General features: G+C 37.0%; 18 protein-coding genes and 1 tRNA gene. 1 reads left to right on the top strand and 18 read right to left on the bottom strand.

The features are described 5' to 3' along the window. Positions 1-159: 159 nt before the first annotated feature. The 4 genes from CBF29_RS00755 to CBF29_RS00740 all read right to left on the bottom strand — a co-directional run bounded on the left by CBF29_RS00755 (position 160) and on the right by CBF29_RS00740 (position 3,262). A complete protein-coding gene (locus tag CBF29_RS00755) occupies positions 160-894 on the bottom strand; it encodes an ABC transporter permease (protein WP_126806241.1) in 735 nt (244 codons plus the stop codon). Continuing rightward, positions 887-1,792, bottom strand: a complete 906-nt coding sequence (locus CBF29_RS00750) for an ABC transporter ATP-binding protein (RefSeq protein ID WP_126806239.1) — start codon at positions 1,790-1,792, stop codon at positions 887-889. Before CBF29_RS00750 ends, CBF29_RS00755 begins: the two co-directional genes overlap by 8 nt. 132 nt (positions 1,793-1,924) lie before the next feature. Continuing rightward, positions 1,925-2,560, bottom strand: a complete 636-nt coding sequence (locus CBF29_RS00745) for a DJ-1/PfpI family protein (RefSeq protein WP_170169945.1) — start codon at positions 2,558-2,560, stop codon at positions 1,925-1,927. A gap of 426 nt (positions 2,561-2,986) precedes the next feature. Then, the gene (locus CBF29_RS00740; protein WP_126806235.1) at positions 2,987-3,262 is read right to left on the bottom strand and encodes a hypothetical protein; all 276 of its coding nucleotides are present in this window, start codon (positions 3,260-3,262) and stop codon (positions 2,987-2,989) included. Positions 3,263-3,606: 344 nt separating this feature from the next. Between CBF29_RS00740 and CBF29_RS00735 the strand changes: the two genes are divergently transcribed. Further along, positions 3,607-5,217: an ABC transporter ATP-binding protein gene (locus tag CBF29_RS00735; RefSeq protein ID WP_126806233.1), complete on the top strand. Its 1,611-nt coding sequence runs from the start codon at positions 3,607-3,609 to the stop codon at positions 5,215-5,217. 72 nt (positions 5,218-5,289) lie between these two features. On the opposite strand, the gene CBF29_RS00730 is transcribed toward CBF29_RS00735, so the two are convergent. From CBF29_RS00730 to CBF29_RS00665, 14 genes are all read right to left on the bottom strand, one after another. After that, a tRNA-Ala gene (locus CBF29_RS00730) sits at positions 5,290-5,362 on the bottom strand. A gap of 210 nt (positions 5,363-5,572) precedes the next feature. Next, a complete protein-coding gene (locus CBF29_RS00725) occupies positions 5,573-7,405 on the bottom strand; it encodes a glycoside hydrolase family 13 protein (protein ID WP_245987216.1) in 1,833 nt (610 codons plus the stop codon). Beyond that, positions 7,402-9,828, bottom strand: coding sequence for a glycogen/starch/alpha-glucan phosphorylase (locus CBF29_RS00720; protein WP_126806231.1), 2,427 nt, complete (start codon positions 9,826-9,828; stop codon positions 7,402-7,404). Before CBF29_RS00720 ends, CBF29_RS00725 begins: the two co-directional genes overlap by 4 nt. A gap of 121 nt (positions 9,829-9,949) precedes the next feature. Continuing rightward, positions 9,950-11,380, bottom strand: a complete 1,431-nt coding sequence (glgA, locus tag CBF29_RS00715) for a glycogen synthase GlgA (protein ID WP_126806229.1) — start codon at positions 11,378-11,380, stop codon at positions 9,950-9,952. Positions 11,381-11,394: 14 nt separating this feature from the next. Further along, a complete protein-coding gene (gene glgD, locus CBF29_RS00710) occupies positions 11,395-12,531 on the bottom strand; it encodes a glucose-1-phosphate adenylyltransferase subunit GlgD (protein ID WP_126806225.1) in 1,137 nt (378 codons plus the stop codon). Continuing rightward, complete coding sequence (locus CBF29_RS00705) at positions 12,521-13,663, bottom strand: glucose-1-phosphate adenylyltransferase (protein WP_126806223.1); 1,143 nt, start codon at positions 13,661-13,663, stop codon at positions 12,521-12,523. Before CBF29_RS00705 ends, glgD begins: the two co-directional genes overlap by 11 nt. Before the next feature lie 41 nt (positions 13,664-13,704). Then, entirely contained in the window at positions 13,705-15,621 is a 1,917-nt protein-coding gene (gene glgB, locus CBF29_RS00700; RefSeq protein WP_126806221.1) for a 1,4-alpha-glucan branching protein GlgB, read from the bottom strand. 300 nt (positions 15,622-15,921) lie between these two features. Beyond that, positions 15,922-17,328: a serine hydrolase gene (locus tag CBF29_RS00695; RefSeq protein ID WP_126806219.1), complete on the bottom strand. Its 1,407-nt coding sequence runs from the start codon at positions 17,326-17,328 to the stop codon at positions 15,922-15,924. A gap of 247 nt (positions 17,329-17,575) precedes the next feature. Further along, on the bottom strand, positions 17,576-18,595 hold the full coding sequence (locus CBF29_RS00690) for a DUF2804 domain-containing protein (protein WP_126806217.1): 1,020 nt from the start codon (positions 18,593-18,595) through the stop codon (positions 17,576-17,578). Between the two features lie 32 nt (positions 18,596-18,627). After that, on the bottom strand, positions 18,628-20,019 hold the full coding sequence (locus CBF29_RS00685) for an aldehyde dehydrogenase family protein (RefSeq protein WP_126806215.1): 1,392 nt from the start codon (positions 20,017-20,019) through the stop codon (positions 18,628-18,630). 180 nt (positions 20,020-20,199) lie between these two features. After that, positions 20,200-21,174, bottom strand: a complete 975-nt coding sequence (locus tag CBF29_RS00680; protein ID WP_126806212.1) for a siderophore ABC transporter substrate-binding protein — start codon at positions 21,172-21,174, stop codon at positions 20,200-20,202. Positions 21,175-21,198: 24 nt separating this feature from the next. Next, positions 21,199-21,954 carry an iron ABC transporter ATP-binding protein gene (locus tag CBF29_RS00675; RefSeq protein WP_170169944.1) on the bottom strand — a complete coding sequence of 252 codons (756 nt, stop codon included), beginning with the start codon at positions 21,952-21,954 and terminating at the stop codon, positions 21,199-21,201. Next, positions 21,954-22,922: an iron chelate uptake ABC transporter family permease subunit gene (locus CBF29_RS00670; RefSeq protein ID WP_126806528.1), complete on the bottom strand. Its 969-nt coding sequence runs from the start codon at positions 22,920-22,922 to the stop codon at positions 21,954-21,956. Before CBF29_RS00670 ends, CBF29_RS00675 begins: the two co-directional genes overlap by 1 nt. Beyond that, complete coding sequence (locus CBF29_RS00665) at positions 22,922-23,869, bottom strand: ABC transporter permease (protein ID WP_126806208.1); 948 nt, start codon at positions 23,867-23,869, stop codon at positions 22,922-22,924. Before CBF29_RS00665 ends, CBF29_RS00670 begins: the two co-directional genes overlap by 1 nt. Positions 23,870-23,934: the final 65 nt, after the last annotated feature.

Genomic DNA, 23,934 nt, shown 5'->3' with positions numbered 1-23,934 from the left:
ATAAAACGGTGCTTGTCATTTAAAATTTGTTTTAGTGAACATAGACCAATCCCCCTTGATTTGACAAATCAAATTATATTAAAAATAATGTTAACAATTAGTTGAATCAATTTTCATTTTGTCTGATTGAAACTGAAGGTTCCATCCATCCAACTCTATTCAATCCCACTTAAAATAGAAAGCTGAAATAGCTGTGCATATTATCAAGATAACTATAAGAACGATTACGTTTGAAGAACCCCAAGCAATACCTTCTCCCAACCAAGTTTTTTTGAGAAGATTTACCGCATGAGTTAAAGGAATAAATTTTGAAAACTCCTGAATTGATTCTGGCATTATCTCAATAGGTATTGTTGCACCAGATAAAAATAACATCGGAAAATACACCAAATTAGCTATTGCATTTGCCATTTTAACATTTGAACTGATACTGGCGATGACTCCTCCAATAGAAAAAGTCGAAAAAATCGAAAGTAAAAATGCTAAAATAAATTGTTTCAGATTTCCTGAAAACTCCACTCCATATCTCATACTAGCAACAAAAAATAACAAAATAACTCCTAAAATAGTCATGACCACATTTACTAATATTTCTGAAACAAGCAAATTCACGGGATTCATGGGAGTGGCTTTCAATCTTTTTAAAATCTTTTGTTCCCTATAATTTGCAATGGTCAGGGGAAAACTCATAATTCCAGTCACTGAAATTATCATTGCAATATAAGCTGGTGTCGACACATCCAGTGTACCCTTCCCATTAAAAAAAGAACTGGGATCATTGCCATATATTTCTCCAAATAATATGATGAAGAAAACTGGAAAAACAAAAACGAAAAATACATTGATAAAATTTCGATAAAAGACTTTAAATTGTGTAACGATTAATTCACTCATTTTTCTCACCTGTTTTCTCGAAATATATACTTTCCAACGTTGCTTGCTTCACGTTTATGTTTGTAATCACATATTTTCCCAGCGATGAAATCTTGTTAAATTCTTTCAAAAAGATATCTGGTTGACAAAATATCGTGTAAACGTCCTCTTCTACAGAAACTTTTTCTACTGAAGGGATAGCCATAAACGCTTCTTGCGGTATCTCATCTTTTGATGATAAAACAACTTGTTTACTTGAAAGACTTTGAATATTTGACATTGTTTCAGTGTAAACTATTTTGCCCTGATTCATAATACATATTCTATCACATAGATATTCTGCTTCTTCTAAAAAGTGAGTGGTAGTCATAATTGTGATGCCTTCTTTTTTCAACTTTAGAATGATGTCCCACACTTCTCTTCTGGATCTCGGGTCGAGACCAGCAGTCAGTTCATCTAAAAACAGTATTTCAGGATCTGGAATCAATGCCAAAATTATTGAAAGTTTCTGTTTTTCTCCTCCAGAAAGTTTAGAATAATGAGTGTTCACCCGATGATGCAAGCCAATACTTTCAAGCAAAGAATGAAAATCTTTAGGGTTTTCATAAAAACTAGAATACAATTTGCATATTTCTTTGACCTTTAGACGGTCTGGGTAACTTGCTTCTTGGAGCTGTATGCCGATTTTCTTTAGCAAGTCAGTCCTATTCTTGAGCAGATTAAATCCCAACACTGAGATATCCCCTGTATAATTAGTCCGTATTCCTTCGATGCATTCAATGGTTGTTGTCTTGCCAGCGCCATTGGGGCCAAGAATCCCAAACACTTCTCCCTTTTTTACAGATAAAGACACATCATCAACAATCTTAGTTGATTTGATGGTTACTGATAAATTTTTCACTTCGATAACATAAGACATTTTGACCTCCATTTAAACTTACTCTGTCTATCCTAAATTATGTTTCCACAAGATTTAACAATTAACTGCTTTTTTTATGAAAAGCGGTTTTGGTGCTCCCCATGTTCCTTTTTCTTTCCAATTAAATAGCATTTATTGGGGCTTTTTATAAAACGTCAATTCTTCATCCGTATACGGTCGATCAGTTCTAACTCCAGCAAGTCTTCGTTCAGCATTCTCAAACCCTAATAATTCTGCTACTTTTACAGCAAATTCTCTGTAAGCAAACCCGATAGCAGTAACGATATTATTTTTTTCATCGTATACGACAGGTTTTCTGATAATATTAGCTTTGTCAAAAAAATCAAATTCATCTAGAGCTTCTTCAAATAAGCCTGAAGTAAACTTAACACCTTTTAAAATTTCCGCTTTGGCTAGAAGCATTGGAGCAGAAGAAATTGCTGCAATAAGCGGTCTATCAGTTAAATTAGCTAATGGTTTGATAAAATTTATCAAGTCTAGATCGTTTGCGATGGAATATGGGTCGATAATGCCACTAAAAATAATCACTTGATAATCCATAAAATCTATTTCAGAAAATATCTTATTTGGAATAATTTGGAATGAATCCTCTGTTTTTATCATTCTGGGATTCTTAGAACTAACTGTATCAATTTTCCATGAATGTTCAGAAGATTGAAACGCTGTTAGAAAATCAGTAAGCAACGCTATTTCACTCAAAGACATCCCATCATACACAAAAACTAAAGCCTTTTTATTTGCAACCATGGCAAATCCCGCCTTTTTATTCATTTTGATTACTATCAAAAAACTCAAAATCACTTTACTTAATAAATATCTTCTCCTGTTAGCATGAATTTCACAAAAGTTACTTACTCTATATCTCCTACCTCAAAAAAACTTTAATAAGTGTATAATCAGAGGTCTACAGAAATAACAGACTGGCATTTGGCATTTTTCCGTAAGATAATTTCAAGTAAAAAATAAAGATGCTGACCAGTAATATGGCAGGAAGTAAACATAATAAATGTTGAAATAGAACTGAGTTCAAAATTATATTTTCTTATAAATTTCTTTGTAGATATCCCATTTCCGATCGAACATCCCATAACAATAAAATCAAAACATTTTTTTTGAACCGGAGCAGATTTTCGATTTTAAAATTAATTATCCATAAGTTGCTTCTCTTTTGTATCAAACAAATGGAATATATAGTCCTGCTGCATTCGTAATGGTAAAATCATCTTCTGTTAGTTTAGTTTCTTTGCAAATAAGAGCAGCTAATTTCTTTTCGCTTAATTCCGTTTCTACTCTAAGAATTGTACCTGATGCTTTTAGCCATTTGCCACATTTTTTTAATTCTTCATACTCCGTAACATTAATTTCTTTATCATCTTTCAAATTAACGATCAAATCCACTGTCCCGAACTCTTTTTCGAGCACTTTATTTATTTTGTCAATGATTGCCATAATACTCCTCCTTATTTATAACGCTTTCATCCCTTGAGGAAAATAAATCCAGACATGTCGTACTTTCATCCTCTTCCCCATAAAAAGCTGACATCTTCTTCTATTATCCTAGGATAATAGAGTCTCTTCAAATTCTTTTCAGTAAAATCTGCTCCTATCATTACGAATTCATTTGGTGTAAGATTGGTTTAGATTATCATGTGAATTTCATTACAACCTTCTAAACATGATTATATCAAGTGTACCATGAATGATGTTTTTTTGGTCTATCTAATTGACGATCTACGTCAGTTGATTAGATACCGGTACCCTGCCAGAAAAATTATAGTGAGGTGGTTATCCTTTTGAAAAAATATCTATCAATTCATAAGAAAAAATTAATATCTTATATTTTTATTTGTATCATTGCCGCCATGGCACAGGTGGGTCTGGCTTATGTCTACCAAATCATCTCTGAGGTGGCATTAGCCAAAGACTTAGCTTTATTTTTCAAAGTTGCTATTTTTGTTTTCTTTTACTTGATTTTTGAGGCTTTCATGGACTACTTACCTAGGAAAAAGCGAGCCATTGTCGTTCAAAACGTTATGATGAGTATGAGATCGGATTTAAATAAGAAGATAAAAAGAACCCCACTTTCGCAAATGATAAATAACGACAAATCCGAATTTACTTCCATCTTAGTAAATGACCTGAAAGTAGTCGAAGATGAATACTTAAACCCCTTGTTGAGTATTATTTTTACATTTATTGTTTTTATTTTTTCTTTGATGGCTGCTCTGCAGTTACAAAGTTCATTTGCACTTACCATGGTTATTATTTCAATTATCCCTCTTTTCTCACCGTGGATAGCTAAAAATATTTTATCCAGCAAAAAAAGTGACATGGTGAAAGAACAAAAAAACTATCTTACTAATTTTGAAGAATACACGACGAAGTTTAAAACTTTGAAATTGGCCAATAGTGTTCAGTATATGAATAAAAAGCTGGTAAATAAAAATCAACATTTGAAAGACTCTAAGGTTAACTTTCTTTCAGCACAGGGGAAAACATATGCCATCTCTTATGGATTGGGCAATGTGGTTTATACAGGGACATGGATAATCGGTGCTTGGTTCATTATCAATGACCAGTTGACATTCCCACAATTAATCGCAATGACCCAGTTAATGAGTACGATTGCTGGACCAATTCAATTTTTTAGTGATTCTTATACAGAGCTATCAGCTAGTCAAAAAGTAGTCAATAATATTTTAAATACCCTGGAAGAAAAAGCCGGAACAACACACGAACAACTGATGATGCCTGATAATTTTAATTCAATTACATTTAACAACGTTTCTTTTCAGATTGCTGAGCGAATGATTGTTGAAACGTTTAATTTTAAATTTTTAAATGGAAAAAAATATGCGATTGTCGGCGAAAGCGGCAGCGGTAAATCAACCTTGGTCAATTTGCTTGCAAGAATTTATAAACCAACTGCGGGTGAGATAAAAATAGATGAAATAAACGTCAAAGCTATCGACTTAGAGTCTTTTTATTCGAAAATTTCTTTTATCAGTCAAACTACCGATATTTTTAATGATACTATCGCTAAAAATGTTTCCATGCTAAAACACGAAGACACTGCACTTGTTATTAAAGCATTAGAAAATGCAGGGCTAAAAGAATGGCTCAAAAGTACCCCTAAAGGAAGCCGGACGTTGCTGGGTGAAGGCGAAAATGTGTTTAATCTTTCTGGTGGCGAACGTAGGCGGCTAGACTTTGCCAGAAGTATTTATCAACAATCACAAATTTTGATTTTTGATGAACCTACCACGGGATTAGATGCTAAAAACGAAAAAATTGTAAGTGAATTTATTAAGCAATTAGACAACCATTTAGTTATCGTAGTTACTCATAGTACCAATCAAGAATTTTTAGATATCTTTGATGAAATTATTCAAATCCAGCGATGAGTCAGCATACAAAAAAAACTTGACCGTCAATTTTAAACTACAAATTAACGGTCAAGTAACGTTTTTTATTGATGGAGATAAGCGGTCTCGAACCGCTGACCTCTTGCATGCCATGCAAGCGCTCTCCCAACTGAGCTATACCCCCGTAAAACAACTACCTATTTATTATACCAATAAAATTAAATTCTTCAAGTGGTATTTTAAGCCGCTTTTGGGAGCCTTTATGCTTCTCATACATAAAACTCTTTAAAATATCATGGTGATATAAATTAGCACACCACTATTTGGTTTTTGTAGGATTAAAAATAAAAAGACTGGCACTCCTATTGAGAGGCAACAGGAGTACCAGTCCTCTTTATTCAAGAACGATATCTATTTTTCCGGTGACTAAATGATAATCCTTGGATAAAATGATTTGGTCCTTGATTTTACTCAACTCTGATTGGATCAAAGGATTTTTTCTGACAAATTTCAAATCTGAACCATTTAATGTATAGTCTCTATCAGTCGGATTCATGATATAAAAAACATAATCATCTTTCGTGTATCTGACGATCCCCAACAAATCATCAAAATAACAAACATCTAACCCGCCTGATTGAAAAGCTTTAGAGTCTTTTCTTAGTTTGATCCACTTTTTGAATAAAACTTGGATGTCAGTGTCTTCTTTACCCCATGGGAAAAACTTGCGATTTTCCGGGTCCTTCCCCCCTGTTAAACCGGCTTCGTCACCATAATAAACACAAGGTATCCCCGGCATCGAAAACATAAAACCAAGAGCTAAATCCAAAGCTTTCTTATCATGATTTAAAAGAGTTAAAATCCTTTCGGTATCATGGGTGCCAAGATTATTAAAACTATTGTAAAAGGCTGCTCTCGGATAATTTTCTTTAAGCGTCTCGAGATGCCTGCAAATTCTTTCTGCAGAAGAAATCCCATGAAGAAAGTCCAAAATGTCTTGACGCAGCGGATAATTCATCACACCGTGCAAATGACTGCCTAAAATGTAGTCGCGGCGCTGATTATAAGAAATTTTATTTGAAGCATCTTCCCAAACTTCACCGATCAAAACTTTATCTGGATAATTATCCATTTTTTTTCTAATATTTTCAATGAAGAAATCAGGTAATTCATCTGCAACATCTAAACGCCAGCCATCTATTAAAGGTGTCCACTTTGATAACACACTGTCCTCATCATCGCCGTAAATAAATTGCTGAAAACTGCTATCTTGTTTATTAAGTACCGGGAGATCTTTCACTCCCCACCATGACTTATAATTCTCGGGATACTCACTAAAACTAAACCAAGGGAAATAGGGACTGTTTGGATCATTATAGGCTCCCTCATTCTCGCCAAACTGCTTATTGCGATTGAAGTAGCGGCTATTCCAGCCCACATGACTAAAGACGCCATCCAGAATCACACGAATACCGGCCTCATGCAACTTTTCTGTTAATGACAAGAAGTCTTCGTAAGTACCTAAAATAGAGTCGATTTCTAAATAGTCATCCGTATCATACCGGTGATTGCTGCTCGCTCTAAAAATGGGGTTCAAATAAAGAATAGTGACTCCCAGATCTTTTAAATAAGGGATTTTTTTTTCGATCCCTGTCAAGTTTCCACCGAAAAAATCCCAGCGGATAATTTCATGCTTTTCATTTTTTACATAAAGGGGATCATCATCGGTTGTTGCATAAATAAATGTGTTCTTTCTTGGATGATTGATCAAACCATTCTCATTCCCATTGAAAAAGCGATCTGGAAAAATCTGATAAGCTACCCCATTTTGGTACCATTCAGGCACATCGTCCACATGGTCAAAACAAGTGAGTTGATAAGGCGTTAGGTGGTCGATATCATGGACCAGCACTCCTTCGCCGCCAAACTCCTGCTGACCATAATAATAGAGCTGTACACCCTCTTCTGTTTCACGACTAATCTGAAAATAGTAAAAGTACATGCCTTTTCCTTTGTCGATTGTGTGGTGGACATTAAATTCTGCTTCAGCGCACCGAATCATTTCTAATACTTCTGGCTTTTCGTTTTCTTTCTGGATAATCAAAAACATCTTAATGTCCCCGGATAGTTGACAACGAATGAAAAAATCAACTGTCGTATCGACCATAACTGCGCCAAACGGCCGTTTGTACGACAAATCCCAAGAATCATAGTAAACTTCCATCATTCCAAACCCTTCTCGTCTCCATAATTTGGCAATGTATCAATGTGCCATATCTCATCAGCATAATTCTTAACTGTTTCATCTGAAGTAAATGCGCCTGCGTGAGCAATGTTTCTCAAACTCATTTTTCTCCAGTGATTTTGATCCTTATAACACTCTTCGATTTTTTCCTGTGCTTCAACATAAGATTTGAAGTCACGTAAAACAAAGAATTCATCATTATATCGAATCAAGGAATCAAATATCTCAGTACCTTCATGATAGATGTTTGGAATAGTCCCATCAATAAACGCTTCGATGACTCTTCTGATGACTGGATCATTCTCATAATAAGAAACGGCAGAATAGGATTGGTTCTGGTAATAATCATACACTTCATCTTTAGTGATACCAAAAGTACAAATGTTTTCGTCTCCGACAGCATCACGTATTTCTATATTTGCCCCATCCAGTGTGGCAAGAGTCACCGCACCATTCAGCATCAGCTTCATATTACTAGTACCGGAAGCTTCTTTTGTAGCAAGAGAAATCTGTTCACTGACATCTGCAGCAGGAATAATCAATTCTGCTAAAGAGACATTATAGTTTTCCAAGAAAACGATTTTGATCAAGTCCTTCACATCAGGATCATTGTTGATCAACTGAGCCGTCTCATTGATACATTTGATAATCGTTTTAGCATAAGTATAGCTAGGCGCTGCTTTGGCACCAAAAATAAATACTCTCGGATGTGGTTTGCTTTCCGGATTTTCTTTGATGTCCTGATAGCACTTTATAATATGCATCAAATTGAGCAACTGTCTCTTGTACGCATGAAGTCTTTTGATTTGAACGTCAAAGATTGCGTCAGGAGACACAACAATACCGGAATGATCTTCGATGAAATCTGCCAATCTCTTCTTGTTTTTTCGTTTAGACTGGTAAATTTCTTCCAAGACTTTTTCATCGTCTTGATAATTAAGCAACAGTCTCAAATCAAGAGGGTCATGACGCCAAGTAGTTCCGATTGTTTTATCCAATACTTCAGATAACGAACGGTTGCTCAACTGCAGCCAGCGGCGTTGTGCAATCCCATTGGTCTTATTGTTAAATCTATTCGGATAAATCGAGTAAAAATCAGGCAACACAGTGGTTTTCAAAAGTTCTGAGTGTAGTTTTGCCACCCCATTAATACTGTGGCTGCCGATGATGGCAAGGTGTGCCATATGCACTTCCCCATGCTTGATAATCTTTGTGTTTTCAACAACTTTTCCGTCGTAAACTTTTAATGACATATCTTCAACAAAACGTCGGTCTATTTCTTCAATGATTTGATAAATCCTTGGCAATAATCTTTTGATCATGTCTACTGACCATTTTTCCATAGCTTCAGCCATGATTGTATGGTTGGTGTAGCTCATTACTTTTAGTGTAATAGCCCAAGCTTCTTCCCAAGTCAAATCTTCTTCATCCAGTAAGATCCGCATAAATTCAGGGATACACAACGCAGGATGAGTGTCATTGATATGAATAGCTACGTACTCGTGAATATTATGAATGGAAACATTCAATGTTTTGAAATAGCGAACGATACTTTGAATCCCAGCCGAAACGAAGAAATATTCTTGAGCCAAACGTGTCAAGCGGCCTTTTTCGTTTGAATCATCCGGATATAAGACGGCAGTCAAGTCTTCAAGTGCACGTCTTTCTTCGATACTGCGGTAATGAACCTCTTCAGAGGCTGGTATTTCAACAGACCACAAACGAACAGTATTAACCATCTCGTTCTTATAGCCGATCATACCTGTATCGTAGGGAACAGCTCTCAGCATTTGCTGATTTTTATAGACAGGCTTTAATTTCCCATACTCTACTTCTTCTAAATGAACGTCCCCAAAAAAATGCACGTTGACAGCTTTGCTATCTTTTCTGACTTCCCAAACATTTCCATTATTTAGCCAATCATCGGGTAATTCCACTTGATAGCCATCAATAAACTTTTGTTTGAATAGCCCATATTGATAGCGAATGCCGTTTCCATTGCCTGGCAATCCGCAAGAAGCGATAGAATCCATAAAACAAGAAGCAAGACGTCCCAGCCCGCCATTACCTAGTCCCATATCAGGCTCGACATTGATTAATTCTTTTAAATCTATGCCCATGTCTTCTAAAGATTCTTCAACCACTTCCAGCCAATCCATATTTAATAGATTACTTTCCAGCAGTTTTCCGGGTAAAAATTCTATGGAAAAGTAGTAAACCTGCTTTTGCTGGTTGGCTAAGTAATTTTTCCATGTGTGGTGCCACTTTGAGGAATAAGCCGCACGCATCATTGAGCCAAGTGTATTATATAATTCATTGGCTGACGCATCTTCGACCCCCATAGCGTACTTTTCATTTAAACGGTTTTTAAATTCTTTTTGGAACTGTTCCTTTGTGATTTTCATTGTTTTCTCCTTCATAACGACACACAATCGTGATTCCTAAGATGAATCTACTCCTCTTTTATGAATCAAAAATCCATTATAAAGAGGAGTTAAATTATCTTAATACTTTTCATTATTTTTTCTATTTTACAAGACTGGCATACAAATTAAGGTATTCTTTACTCGAATGCTCCCAACTAAAGTTCTTTGACATTGCTCGATGTATCATAATTTCCCATGCTTTTTTATCAGTAGCATAAGTGGTCAGAGCCAATTTTAAAGTTTCCATCATGAAGAACCCTTGAAACTGTGAGAAGCCAAAGCCGTCCCCTTGAGATGTTACTGGATTATACGGAATGATCGTATCTTTTAAGCCTCCCACTTCGTGAACGATAGGAAGCGTCCCGTACCGCATCGCAATCATTTGCGATAATCCGCAAGGTTCAAAGGCTGAGGGCATCAGAAAAATATCTGAACCGGCATAAATTTTTTGAGCAAACGAAGCATCGAAAAGAATATTAGCTGAGAATTGTTCAGGATATTTATTTCCCATATACTTAAAGAAATTTTCAAAACCAGCATCTCCTGTTCCCAAGAGAACCAACTGACAATCAAATTGCATCAGATTTTCAAATTCTTCCGCTACAAGCTGAAAGCCTTTTTGGTTGGTCAAACGACTGACGACACCAATCAAAGGCACGTCTTTTTCTGGTAAATTCACCATGTTCTGCAACATTTTTTTGTTGGTTTTTTTACCAGCCAAGTCATCCACAGAAAAATTCGCAAATAAATGAGGGTCTGTTTTAGGGTTATTGATATCATAATCAATCCCGTTCAAAATACCAGAAAGTTTTCCGGCAACCATTCGCAAAATGCCGTCTAATCCAAACCCAAATTCTGGAGTTTGAATTTCTTGTGCATATGACGGACTGACAGTATTGACTTTATCGGCATAAATAATGCCAGCTTTGAGAAAATTAATGCCATCATCAATACGGATAGTCCCATCATGGTATCTTTCCAAGCCGATACCAAACAAATTATGCAAAACACTTTCACTGCACTGCCCCTGAAATTCCATGTTATGGATGGTTAAGACGGTTTTGATTTGACGATAGGCTTCAACCCAATGATATTTTTCTTTCAGCAAGTAAGGAATCATTCCGGTATGATAGTCGTGAACATGCAAAACATCGGGAATAAAATCGATTTTCTCCATCATCTCGATGACTGCTTGCTGGAAGAAAGCAAAGCGTTCTCCGTCGTCATAATACCCATAAATGCCGTCGCGGTCAAAGTAGTACAAGTTATCAATAAAATAATAGGTTACATTTTGATAAACAAGGCGTTTGATGCCGCAATATTGTTTTCGCCAGCCTACATTGACTGTAAAGTCCAGTAAGTGTTCCAAATCCTTGCGGTATTTTTCCGGTAAATTCTTAAACAACGGTAAAACAACCGCCACTTCTTGATTTTGTTTGATTAGCTCTTTAGGGAGTGCTCCTACCACATCACCAAGACCACCTGATTTGAAAAACGGAGCACACTCAGCAGCTGCAAATAAAATTTTCATACGTCAACCCTTCCTTAACCTTCTTTGGAAACGACTGCTCCTTTTGCAACAACTTTAATATTGTCAGGAGTACCGATGACTTCTGCCCCGCTTTCAACGATGACATTTTTATCCAAAATCGCATATTTAACTGTGGCATTTTCCTCAATAGAAACATTTGGCAAGACGATAGAATCTGCCACTTCTGCACCAGATTTAATGATTGTTTTTCTTGACAACAATGAATTTTTAACATTTCCTTCAATAAAACAACCGGTAGCAAAATGACTGTTCTTCACTTGAGAATTCTCTGAGTAATACGTAGGCACTTCATTTTTCAGTTTTGTATAGATTTTTTTGTTCGAATAAAGAAGGGAGTTAAATTTGTTGACCTCTAACATGTCCATGCTGACTTGATAATAAGAGTCTATATCAAAGATATTGCCCAAATAACCAGTGTATTCATAAGCAGAACTTTTAATTTTTTGTATTTGGCTCTGAATGATGACATGAAGGTCGGCAGAAGAACCTTCCATCTGTCCTTTTTCCAGTAAATCAATGAGCCATTCTGTTTGAACCATATATATTTCCATAGATAAGTTGTGAGCGTCCCCTCTCTCCTGGGCATCTTCGAGAAGATATGCTCCGGTGATAGTCCCTGTGTCGCTAAGGTTTAAGAGATTGTCAGTAGCCATGATACGGTTTTCTGGAACACGCTTGTACACGACAGTGATATCATTTTTCTGATTCTGATGCACGTTCAACACTGCCTGCAAATCGATATTACAAAGGATTTTACTTCCCATCACGACGGTGTATTCAGATTTTGATTTATGTAAATAATCAATCAATTTATCATAATACGGCTCGCCCCGCTCTTTTTTCTTGAGGAATTCCTGATAGAGATGGATAAAGTAATGGTGCTGGATAGCATCCAAATTCCATTCTTTCCCTCCGCCTAAGTGGTCAAAAACTGACTGGGTTTCATCTTCATTAAATATCATAAAAATAGTGTTGATTGAGGCATTGACAATACTCGAAAGAGGAAAATCTATCAGCCGGTATTTACAATCAAATGGCAGTGTAGCAAGAGGCCGCTTATTTGTCAATGGTTTTAAATCTTCAAATTTTTTGATTCCTGATAATACAGCACATAGTTTATTAGTTCTCATCGATTTTCACTCCTATCACTTCTGAGTAGCCAACCACTGCAATCTCATCTGTTCCATCAATCACAGCGTCTGTACCGATAATGGCATGTTCTCCGACAATTGCCCGATTAATGTACGCTCCTTTACCGATCACTGCACCAGGCATAATAAAACTGTCTTTGATGACTGCATTTTCCTTGACCTGAACATCGCTGGATAAAATACTATTTTCTACTTTTCCAGAAACGAAACAGCCGTCCACAATTAACGAGTGTGAAACTGAGGCAGTTTTTGTAAGGAAATGTGGCGGAGATATCGTATTTTTTCCAAAGACTCTCCAACCTTTGTCTCTCATATTCAGCTCGTTATCAGGACTGATAAAATCCATGTTAGACTGCCACAGAGAATCAATCGTTCCAACGTCTTTCCAATAACCTTCAAAGCGATGGACAAACACATTTTCTGCACTATTTAAATAAAACGGTATGACGTGTTGACCAAAATCCAGCATATTGTCTTCTTTGTTGTAACTATTGATCAGAATATTCTTTAAACGTTCCCAATTGAAAATGTAGATACCCATAGACGCTAAATTACTTTTTGGATTCTCAGGCTTCTCTTCAAATTCGATGATACGATCATTTTCATCTATATTCATGATACCAAAACGTGAGGCCTCTTCCGTCGGTACTTCAATGACGGCAATCGTCAATGAAGCATTGTTTTTTTGGTGGGTCTCCAGCATTTCACCATAATCCATTTTGTAAATGTGGTCTCCCGAAAGAATCAAAATATACTGGGGATTGATGTCATTAATATAATCTATGTTTTGATAAATAGCATGTGCAGTCCCAGCAAACCACTTGCTTCCTTCAGAACTGGAGAAAGGTTGTAAAATCGTTACTCCGGTATCTATACCATCCAATCCCCAACTGGCACCATTACCGATATGGCGGTTCAAAGTCAAAGGCTGGTATTGCGTGACGACACCCACATTTCCGATGCGTGAGTTGGCACAGTTACTCAATGTAAAGTCGATAATGCGGTAACGCCCCCCGAAAGGTACGGCCGGCTTGGCAATAGTTTTAGTTATTTTTCCTAAACGAGTGCCCTGCCCGCCAGCTAAAATCATTGCTAGCATATCATTTTTCATAATGTGTTTGGTGGAAAAAATCCTCCACCATCCTCCTTTCTTTATCTACCTCTCCTAGTGTTGATTGAATCTGGTCTCAAAATAATCGCACCTAAAGCTGGTACTGTCGTTTTGATAACATCTGTATAATGTTTAAATTCTTGAGGCACTGTTTGACACTCCGGATTATGAGCAGTCCATGTCCCTCCAAATTCTTTCATTTCCGTATTAAAGACTTCCGTATACGTTCCCGGATATGGCACGCCTACAGTGAAGTTTCTTCTCTCAACAGGTGTCATATTTAATATCACGATTAAAAAGTCCTTTTTACGTTTGCCCTGACGAATAAAACTTAAAACAGTTTCATCAGAATTATCTGCATCAATCACTTCAAGGGTTTCATGAGTATTGTCCAACTCCCATAATGCCCGTTCATCTTTGTAAAATTGGTTGAGTTGTTCTGTAAAAAATTGCATGGACTGATTGAGAGGGTCATTTAAATCTACCCATTCCAGCTCTTCATCAAATTTCCATTCTAAAAATTGTCCCCACTCACTACCCATAAACAGAAGCTTCTTTCCTGGATGGGTAATCATGTACGTGAATAAATTACGAAGTTGAGCAAACTGTTTGTAGCGGTCGCCCCACATTTTATGCATGAGGCTTTTTTTCCCGTGAACAACTTCATCGTGGGAAAGGGGCAAAATATAATTTTCATTATGCATATACATAAATGAAAAAGTAATCAAATTAAAATTGTCTTTTCGGTAAATAGGATCTAATTCGTAAAATCTTAAAACGTCGTTCATCCAACCCATGTTCCACTTAAAATCAAATCCTAAGGAACCGGTCTCGATCAAACCTGTTACTTTTGTTTCAGAGGAGCTTTCTTCTGCAATCATCAAAACTTCTGGATGGCGGCCTTTTATCACCGCGTTTAATTTTTGTAAGAAATAATACCCTTCTAAGTTACGATTTCCTCCCTCATGGTTCGGAGTCCATGGGCCATCATCATAGTCACGATAAATCATGCTTGACACCGCATCTACTCGAATGCCATCCACATGGTATTCTTCTATCCAAAATAATACGCAGGAAATCAAAAAACTTTGAACTTCGGGTTTGCCCAAATCAAAATTCAAGCTGCCCCAGCGGATATTTTTCGCCCGATCAGGATCAAAATATTCAAACTGCGGTGTCCCATCGTAATAAGCCAATGCATCGTTGTTAACTGAAAAATGCCCTGGCACCCAATCTATCAACACGCCAATGTTTGATAAGTGGCAAGCTTCGACAAAATCTTGAAATTCTTCTGGTGTGCCGAAATATGAACTAAGGGCAAAATAGCCCGTCAGCTGATAGCCCCATGATCTGCCGAGGGGGTGTTCCATCAGCGGCATAAACTCGATATGTGTGTATCCCATTTTTTTAACATAAGGGATCATCTCATCTTTTAACTCTTTGAAAGAATATGGAGTCCCATCTGGACGCTGACGCCATGAACTACTGTGAACTTCATAAATATTCATCGGACGTCTAAAATAATTGCTTCTCTTTTTTCTTGCAAACCAGAGACCGTCACGCCATTTTTTTTCAGGAAAATCATAAATCACTGCCGCATTATTGGGACGCTTTTCAAATTTAAAACTAAATGGATCTATCTTATCGATGATAGTCCCGCCTTGCTGTTGGATTCTAAACTTATACAGCTGATCTTTCTGTGGCGTTTCAAGTGTAATCTCCCAAATGCCACACTCGGAATCAAAGGTCATCAAATCTGTTTGCTCCCACTGATTAAAATCTCCAACTACCCAGACTTTTTCCGCATTCGGAGCCCAGAGTCTGAAAGTATAGCGATCTTCAGTTTCCTTATGTAAACCTAAAAAACGTTGAGCGGAAAAATTTTCGCCAGTTTTGAACGTGTCTTTCTCCTTTCTAATCAAAGTATTTTGTTCGATCTCGGTCGGTTTTTCAACCATATTTTCACCTACTTTCAATTTAATGGTAAATAATCAATTTACAAGCGCTAAACGAAAATAAAAATATTACTATTACACTTACTATAATACCATATATTTCGGATGATTTTCATTGTTACCGCTATCTTTTTTTGCTAATGTAAGCGATAGTGAAAAAAGACGAATAATCAATGAAAACGAAAGATAGATCGTTCGTCATACGTTCTCCCGTTTTTATTGATATCACCATGTTGAAGTAGAAAATTAATTAAAAAACAAAAAACACTAATCATTGTTATTTGATTAGTGTTTTGATGGTAATTAACGTGACCTTCTGCCTCTTGACTGTCTAGTCATCTGCCTTCTTTTTTTCCTGCGATTAGCTGCCACCTTCGTGACAATAACCAAGATAATTAAAGCTATCAGAGCAAGAATACTGATTAACAACAAAAGATTATCGAAAACTGTTTTGAATACCTTTTCCCCAAGGCTGGCATCTTTATTGTCAAGGGCACTTAAATCCATTTTATTGATGATTGATTTTTCTCTTTCAAAAGGAACTTTGACAGGAGAAATTGTTGGAGAAGCAGGTGCTAAACTATTCTCTACTTCTAAAAGATCATCTTCCCCTAAATTAAAACCTGGTGTCTCCCCTTTTGGTACCAAGTCCCACACCGTATCTGATAAAACGATATTTTCTTCGTTTACTTGCTGTTTTCCCGCAGGTAGAAGCTCTTTGTATTCGAAGTGATTGAAGCCATAATCCATCATCGCATTAGCAAATGGGTGGCGATAATACTCCCCATTTTGATCAGACCAATCGCCTACACCCAGCACAACTGCGATCATCCGCAAATCACCTCGTTTTGCTGTCATGGAAATATTAAAACCGCCCGACTCGCTGGAACCGGTTTTTAAACCGTCCACTCCCTCATAATCATGAGCTGCCCCGGGCAAGGAATGGTTATAAGAATCAAAAGTCTGTTCATAAGGAGTCCCCGCCATCACTGTTACTTGTGAACGGTTGGAGTATTCAAGTACTTCAGGAAAATTATCCAATAAATGATAAGTAAAAACTGCCACATCTTTTGCAGTGGACACATTGTCTGTTGTTGGCTGAAGTGCACTGATATCGACGCCTTCCTCAGCATATAAACCTTGAAAAGCCGAAATTTGTGCTCCCGTGGCATTGTAGATTGTTGTATTTTCCATGCCAAGCTCCTGTGCTTTTTCATTCATTTTTGAGATGAAAGCTACGGGGTCATTTTCTACTAATTCTGACAGCATGATGGTGGCCACATTAGATGACGGAACAAAAACCATCGGAAATAATTCTTTTACTGGATAGGACACGCCTTCGACGATTTTACTATTGCTTAATTCATATATTTGAGAAATAGCCGCATGACGACGGGTGGCAGTCACTTCCGTCTCCAAACTGATTTTACCTTCTCTGATGGCTTCGTAAGTTAAGTAGACGACCAACAACTTGATAATGCTTGCAGGATTTCTAGAAACATCTGGATTTTCGCTCCATAAATATTTTCCCGTGTTAGCATCAATCAAAAACGCAGATTTAGGCTGGTTATATTCTTCTGCTTCATAGCCCGACTCATTGATCAAATCCATCATTGAAGGACTTTCCGCATAAACTTTTTGAGGCACAAGACTCATCAGGACGCATAATATAGCCATAAATGAACACAATCGCAAGTTTAACCTTTTCACTAATCCTTCTCCTTTACTTAGTATCAACTAAAGTTGAATCCCCTTTATTAGACGTTTAAAATTACCAAAAAACAATTATATTTTTATAACATAATTTTCAGTTGCAATTATTGTTGATATGCAGAAAAACGATGCTTTTAGAATTATAACATATCCTTCTGAGCTTTTTCTTTCAAAATTGTAAGACAATCTCCATCAAATAAAAGGTGATAAGGAAATCCAGAAATTTTAAGGTTAGTTTCATTATTTAAAATTTATTATGAACCTTTTCAAAAAAGCATATCAGTTCGTCTAGTTGTAACTTTTTACCACTATCGAGAATGACTTCACCGGTTAGTTTGCCAAAGACCTGATGCTGCTCTGACACAATAACTTTCAAGTCAGTTAAGGCACTGCGGTTTAAAATAGGGACAAATTCACCTTCGAATCTTCCATCTGAAGAGGTGATTTCCCAAGGCTGCAAATAGTCTCCACCATGTTTAAAAACTATATCATCTAATTTATGCAGAACACCATCAAAATAAACCACATTTTCACTCGCTGCGGCAGTATCGCCGAAGCCATAACCTAAGTTGAAACCAAAATATTTACCTTCGACTAAACCATTGCCATTACCCCAATACCAGGTATTGTCATACGTCCACACGCCCCGTCCCCAATCCAAGGTTGCAAAGGAATCCTTTGGGTCAAAAGTAATAGAAGTATCGCCAAATTTGACTGAGCCTTCAGCAGTCATGCAATTAATTTTTTGATTATAATAGAAAGCTTTCTTATTTTCGGCCCACGGAGTTGCAATCACCATGCTATCAGGTTGAGTTTCAGTCAAAGTGAATTCACAGGAAAAATCTTGTCCCTCTTTGAATTGTTTAAAGTGACAAAGAATTTTCCGTTGATGGTTGACATGACTAAAAGAAAGACGCAGACGCTTGTTTTCAAAGAAAACATCACCAGATGCCGAACTGGCAGGCATCTGCAATTTTCCCATCGGAAACGGGATAATGATGGATTCTGTATGCTGCCACTGAGTTTTCAAATGAATCAAAGATACTGATTCCAATCCCATATAACCATTATCAGAAACCGTAAAACAGCAGACATACTCAGAATTTTGGATGATATAGTAGTCCCACTCTTTAATGCGCCACTTAGGTGCTTTGATTTGCTGGCGGTGGTAGTTTTGGATTAAAGACCGCGACCAGCCGGGTTCGTCTAAATGTCCTTTGTCATTCAGCAAATTTTTAACAACGTTGACTTCATGATTTCTCACATTCAAAACCTCCTGTTACTTTATTTTCATTGCTATCTTAAAAAATTTCGGATGATTTTTTCTTTCATGTTTGTATATGGGGGAATCATCAATGGAAGGGACACAAATGTTTTTCTATCCAAAACGGCTTTTTGATGGGTAAAAGTCTCAAAGGAATACTTTCCATGATAGTGCCCGATTCCTGAATTCCCCACACCGCCAAAAGGCAGATGAATATTAGCCAAATGCAGTATGGTGTCATTGACTGTGGCTCCCCCAAACTGGCAGCTCTTCAATAAATCCGAAATTTCTGCTCTATTTTCCGAAAAAGGATAGAAAGCTAAAGGCGGTTCATGCTGACCGATGAAATCGATTGCCTCAGTTAAATTTTCATAAATCAGGACTGGTAACACTGGGCCAAATAGTTCTTCCTTCATGCTTTCAAGCGGTGTGTTGATGGGAGCCGCTAGTACTGTTGGTTCCAAATACTTGTCAGAGGCGGTCTCTTTACCTCCTGCCAAAAGATACTCCTGATCTTGGGAAATGATATAAATCAGCCTTTTAAGGGCATCTTCGTGAATGATACGGCTATAATCAGCAGAATGTTCAGGATTGTTGCCATACATTTTTTCAATTGCTTTTACCAATTCTGTTAAAAATTCATCAGCCACCCTAGCATCCACTAAACAATAATCTGGCGCTACACAAGTTTGACCGGAATTTAAAAATTTACCCCACGCAATTTGTTTGGCAGCATGTTTAATCTTGCCGTGATTAGTAACTATAGCAGGACTTTTACCGCCTAATTCAAGGGTAATCGGTGTCAACTGTCGGCTGGCGGCTTCGTAAACGATTTTCCCTACTTTAGGACTACCAGTGAAAAATATTTTTTGAAATTTTTCCTTTAAAATCAATGTGTTTTTTTCTTTTGAACTGACGAAAAAATACAAATAATCAGTGTCAAAATATTTGGTATAAATTTCAAGTATGACTTGATTTACATAAGGTGTATGTTCCGACAAAGCCACCATTGCCGTATTACCGCCACTCATCGCCCCTATCAGAGGATCAATGGATAAAAGCAGCGGATAGTTGAATGCTGACAAAATCAAAACATTACCATAGGGACTAGCCAGCGTAAAACTTCTAGCCGGAAATAAAAACAAGGGTGTCTTAACTCTCTGTGCTTTACTCCATCTAGGTAAATGTTTTAACATATAATCTATACTATGGTAAATAAGGCCTATTTCAGTCACATAAGATTCTGTAGGGTGTTTGCCTAAGTCCTTGGATAAAGCTTTTAGGAATCTCTCCTCATTTTCTTTAAACATTTTCTTTAATTGCTTTAACTGATTTAGTCGAAAACTAAGACTAAAAGTTTTCTTTGACTTAAAATAATTCCGTTGTTTCTCTAAAGTGTCCAGCAATATTTGTCCATCTGTCATTTTAGCACCTCATTCTTTTCTTTGTGTGCATGTGGTCTATCGATGATTAAATGCTTGTGATAAGTCTATTATGAATTAAGGGAATCATAAAATCAAACCATGCTATGAATAATAAAAAACACCTTGCTCATCTTCAAATAAATTGAACATGTACAAGATGTTTTTAAAATCAGAAAAAAATTATTTAAAGACGTTTGCCACATCTTCAAGCATCAGACTGGTAGACTGGATGCCGCCGCCGGACAGGTACCAGACATCTGCCGCCAATGATATAATCTTATTATTCTTTCCGGCATTCGTCTGCGCCGCTAATTCGTTGTTAGCCACGTCATTATTTGAAGCATCTCCCCCAATGGCTTTTGTCCGGTCAATGACAAAAATGATATCAGGATTTTTTTCCAAAATGTACTCATAAGAAGCTGACTGACCGTGGGTGGAAGCTTCGATTTCTGAATCCGCAGGTTCAAAACCAAAGGTATCATGGATGATACCAAAACGAGAGCCAGAACCGTAAACTGAAAGTTGTCCCTCATTAACCAGAGTTGCCAGTGCTTTTAACTGACTATCTTCAGCCTTTTGTTTGACTTCTTCGATTTTTGTTTCTAATCCGGCAATTTCAGTGTCGGCTTTTTTATCTTCTGAAAAAATCATAGCTAATGTTTGAATATTTTGTTTAGTTGACTCCCAAGTATCTGTGTAATCCACAGATAAGTACAATGTGGGAGCAATATTAGCCAACTCCGCTTTGAATTCTTGCTGGCGACCGGAAATGATGATCAAATCTGGCTGCATTTGATTAATTTTTTCTATGTCAGGTTCTTTGATGCCCCCAGCCGACTCCAAATCAGCATACTTATTTAAGTATTTAGGCAAGCTTTCTGTCGGGACAGCAATGACATCCGTTTCTTTACCCAAACTATCAATAGTATCCAAGGCTCCAATATCAAATACGATGACTTTCTTTGGATTTACAGGAACTTCAACGTCTTCATTTTCAGAATCAGTAATCGTGATAGTTTTATTTTCAGATTTTTCGGAGTCGGCTATATGAGTATCAGAAGACTTCTCAGTCCCGCTACTGAAACTTTTGCTGCACCCGCTAAAAATCATCACTGTGAAAAACAATGTACCCAAGATTTTCAAACTTTTTTTCATTCGTCTCTCTCCTTTTAGTGGCTATTAATTAAAATATAAACAAAACCGTTTGCCTTCCATTTCACATACTTTGATATTCATGTCATACAAACGATCAAGAACTTCTTTTTTTATGACTTCCTCTGTATCATCATGTAAAAATAATTTTCCGTCTTTCATTGCGATAATTTCGTCTGCATAACTGGCGGCAAAATTGATATCATGCAAAACAATGATCACCGTTTTGCCATGATACACAACTAAATCTTTTAAGATTTTCATCATTTGCACGGCGTAATTCATATCCAAGTTGTTTAAAGGCTCGTCTAATAAAATGTAGTCAGTATCTTGAGCAAAAATCATAGCAATGTAAGCTCTCTGTAACTGGCCTCCAGATAAAGAATCAATCAACTGATCTTGTATGTCCGTCAAACCAAAATGGCTCAAAGCTTCATCAATCATCTCACTATCTTTTTGCGTGACTCTCCCCTTACTATGAGGAAATCTGCCAAAAGCGACCAACTCTCTAATCGTCAACTTTAGATTGACATGATTGGATTGTTTTAAGATGGCTAATTTTTTTGCTAACTCATTTTGTTTCCAGCTTTTCACTTCATTTCCGTCAAGATAAATCTCCCCGATATCTTTATCTATCAGCCGACTCATCATGGAAAGGAGCGTACTTTTTCCTGCACCGTTAGGGCCAATCAAAGCCGTGAGTTTCCCTTCAGAAATCTCAAGATCTACACCATCTACCACTTGTCTGCTGCCGTAAAGCTTTGAGACTTTTTTAATTTCCATCAATGCGCTCGCTTCCTTTCATGAAGTATTTTTCCGACAAAATAAACGCCGCCAACGAATTCGATGACTACACTCATTGTCGTATTCCATTTAAACACTTGCTCCACAAAGAACTGTCCAGAAACTAATAACAGCACACTGATCAAGCTCCCTGCGACAAATAAGTATCTGTGTTTGTATGTGCCCATCCATTGATAAGTCAGATTCACAACGATAAAGCCTAAAAATGTCACAGGTCCTGCAAGAGCTGTCGATAAAGCAACTAATAAGCTAACCACTAACAAAAGCTTTATCTGAAAATTCCTTACATTCACCCCTAGACTCGTTGCTTGATCTCTGCCTAAATGAAGCACATCCAGCGTGGGAGCAGAAAGCCATAAATAGATGATGGCTAAACAACTCAATATAAACCCAATCCCGATTAAAGAAATATCGATATTTGAAAAGCTGGCAAACAGTTTTCCTTGTAATTTATCATACTCATTAGGGTCTAGAATCACCTGTAAAAAAGTGCTGATACTGCTGAAAAGTGTCCCTAATATCATGCCTACCATCAAAAGAAGGTATAACTCCCGATTCCCTTTTTTCAGCAAGAAAAAGTAAAGAAACCCGCTTAACACAACCATCAAAAAAACATTGAGTAAAAAAAGCGGTATGGTGTGATGCAACACACTGCTTACTTGGATACCGAAAAAGAAAAACAACAACGTTTGAATTAAAATATAAAGAGAATCAAACCCTAAAATACTAGGTGTTAAAAAATGATTGTTGGTTATAGTTTGAAAAGTTATTGTGGCAAAAGTGGTTGCAACCCCAACCAAGATAAATGCTATAAATTTCTTGCCGCGAAAGGACAGGGCAAATTCTAAATTCCCATAAGTATTATAGGTCAAAAAAAGAACAGAGAAGCCAACAACTGCTATGATAAGCAAACTAATTTTAACCATATTTTTCTCTAGTATTTTCATCATTTTTCCCCACCTTTTAGCAAAAGAATGATAAAAATGACGCTGCCGATGATTCCTACAACTAGACTGACAGGTACTTCAAAAGGCTGGATAATCACACGAGAAATAATGTCACAAAAAATCAAAAAAGCACTGCCTGCTCCCGCTGTGACCCAAAGCGTCTGTTTCATCTGGTCTCCCATGTAAAGAGAAACTAAATTGGGGATGACTATTCCAAGAAAAGGTAAATTTCCAATGGTTACAAGCATCACACTGCTGGCAATCGCTACGATGCCAAGTCCGAACAACTGAATCAACCGGTAATTCAATCCCAAGCTTGATGCCATGTCCCTTCCCATGCCCACAAGCGTGAACTGATAGGCGTAGACATAAGCTATTAACAACAGCGGCACACTCACATAAATCAATTCATACCCATTTCGGCTGACTGTCGCAAAATTTCCTTGCAACCAAGACGACATATTTTGAATCAACTGGAACTGATAAGCAAAAAAAGTAACCACTGACCCAATGATATTTCCAAACATCAAACCAATGAGAGGAACCATGACTTGATTTTTATGAGGTAATAAGTTGATTAGTTGGATGAACAGCAAGCTTCCTAGAAAAGAAAAAATAAAAGCTATCAATGAACGATTAATATTAGAAGCATTGGGGAAAAAAATCATCACGACTAAAATACCCAGACGTGCACTGTCCATTGTTCCGGCAGTCGTTGGCGATACAAACTTATTTTGAGTGAGATGCTGCATGATCAATCCACAAACACTGGCTGTCGCACCAGCGATGATCAAACTAATAGTACGAGGCACTCTCGTACTCCATAAAATCAGTGACTGATTTGAATCTAAATCAAAAACATCCATGATAGAAATGCTTTGAACACCGACAAAGATGGAACTTATAGTTAAGATTAACAAAGTAATCAATAAGATAGTTTTTCTCAATGAGCCCTCCTTCTTAATTGAGAATGATTTTCACTCTCGATAATTATTGTATGAGTTTTCACAGA

Origin of the sequence: Vagococcus elongatus (genome assembly GCF_003987645.1) — a bacterium.
Lineage (GTDB): Bacteria > Bacillota > Bacilli > Lactobacillales > Vagococcaceae > Vagococcus_A > Vagococcus_A elongatus.
Note: the sequence above shows the minus strand (reverse complement) of the source record. Positions and strands in the feature narration are given on the sequence as shown.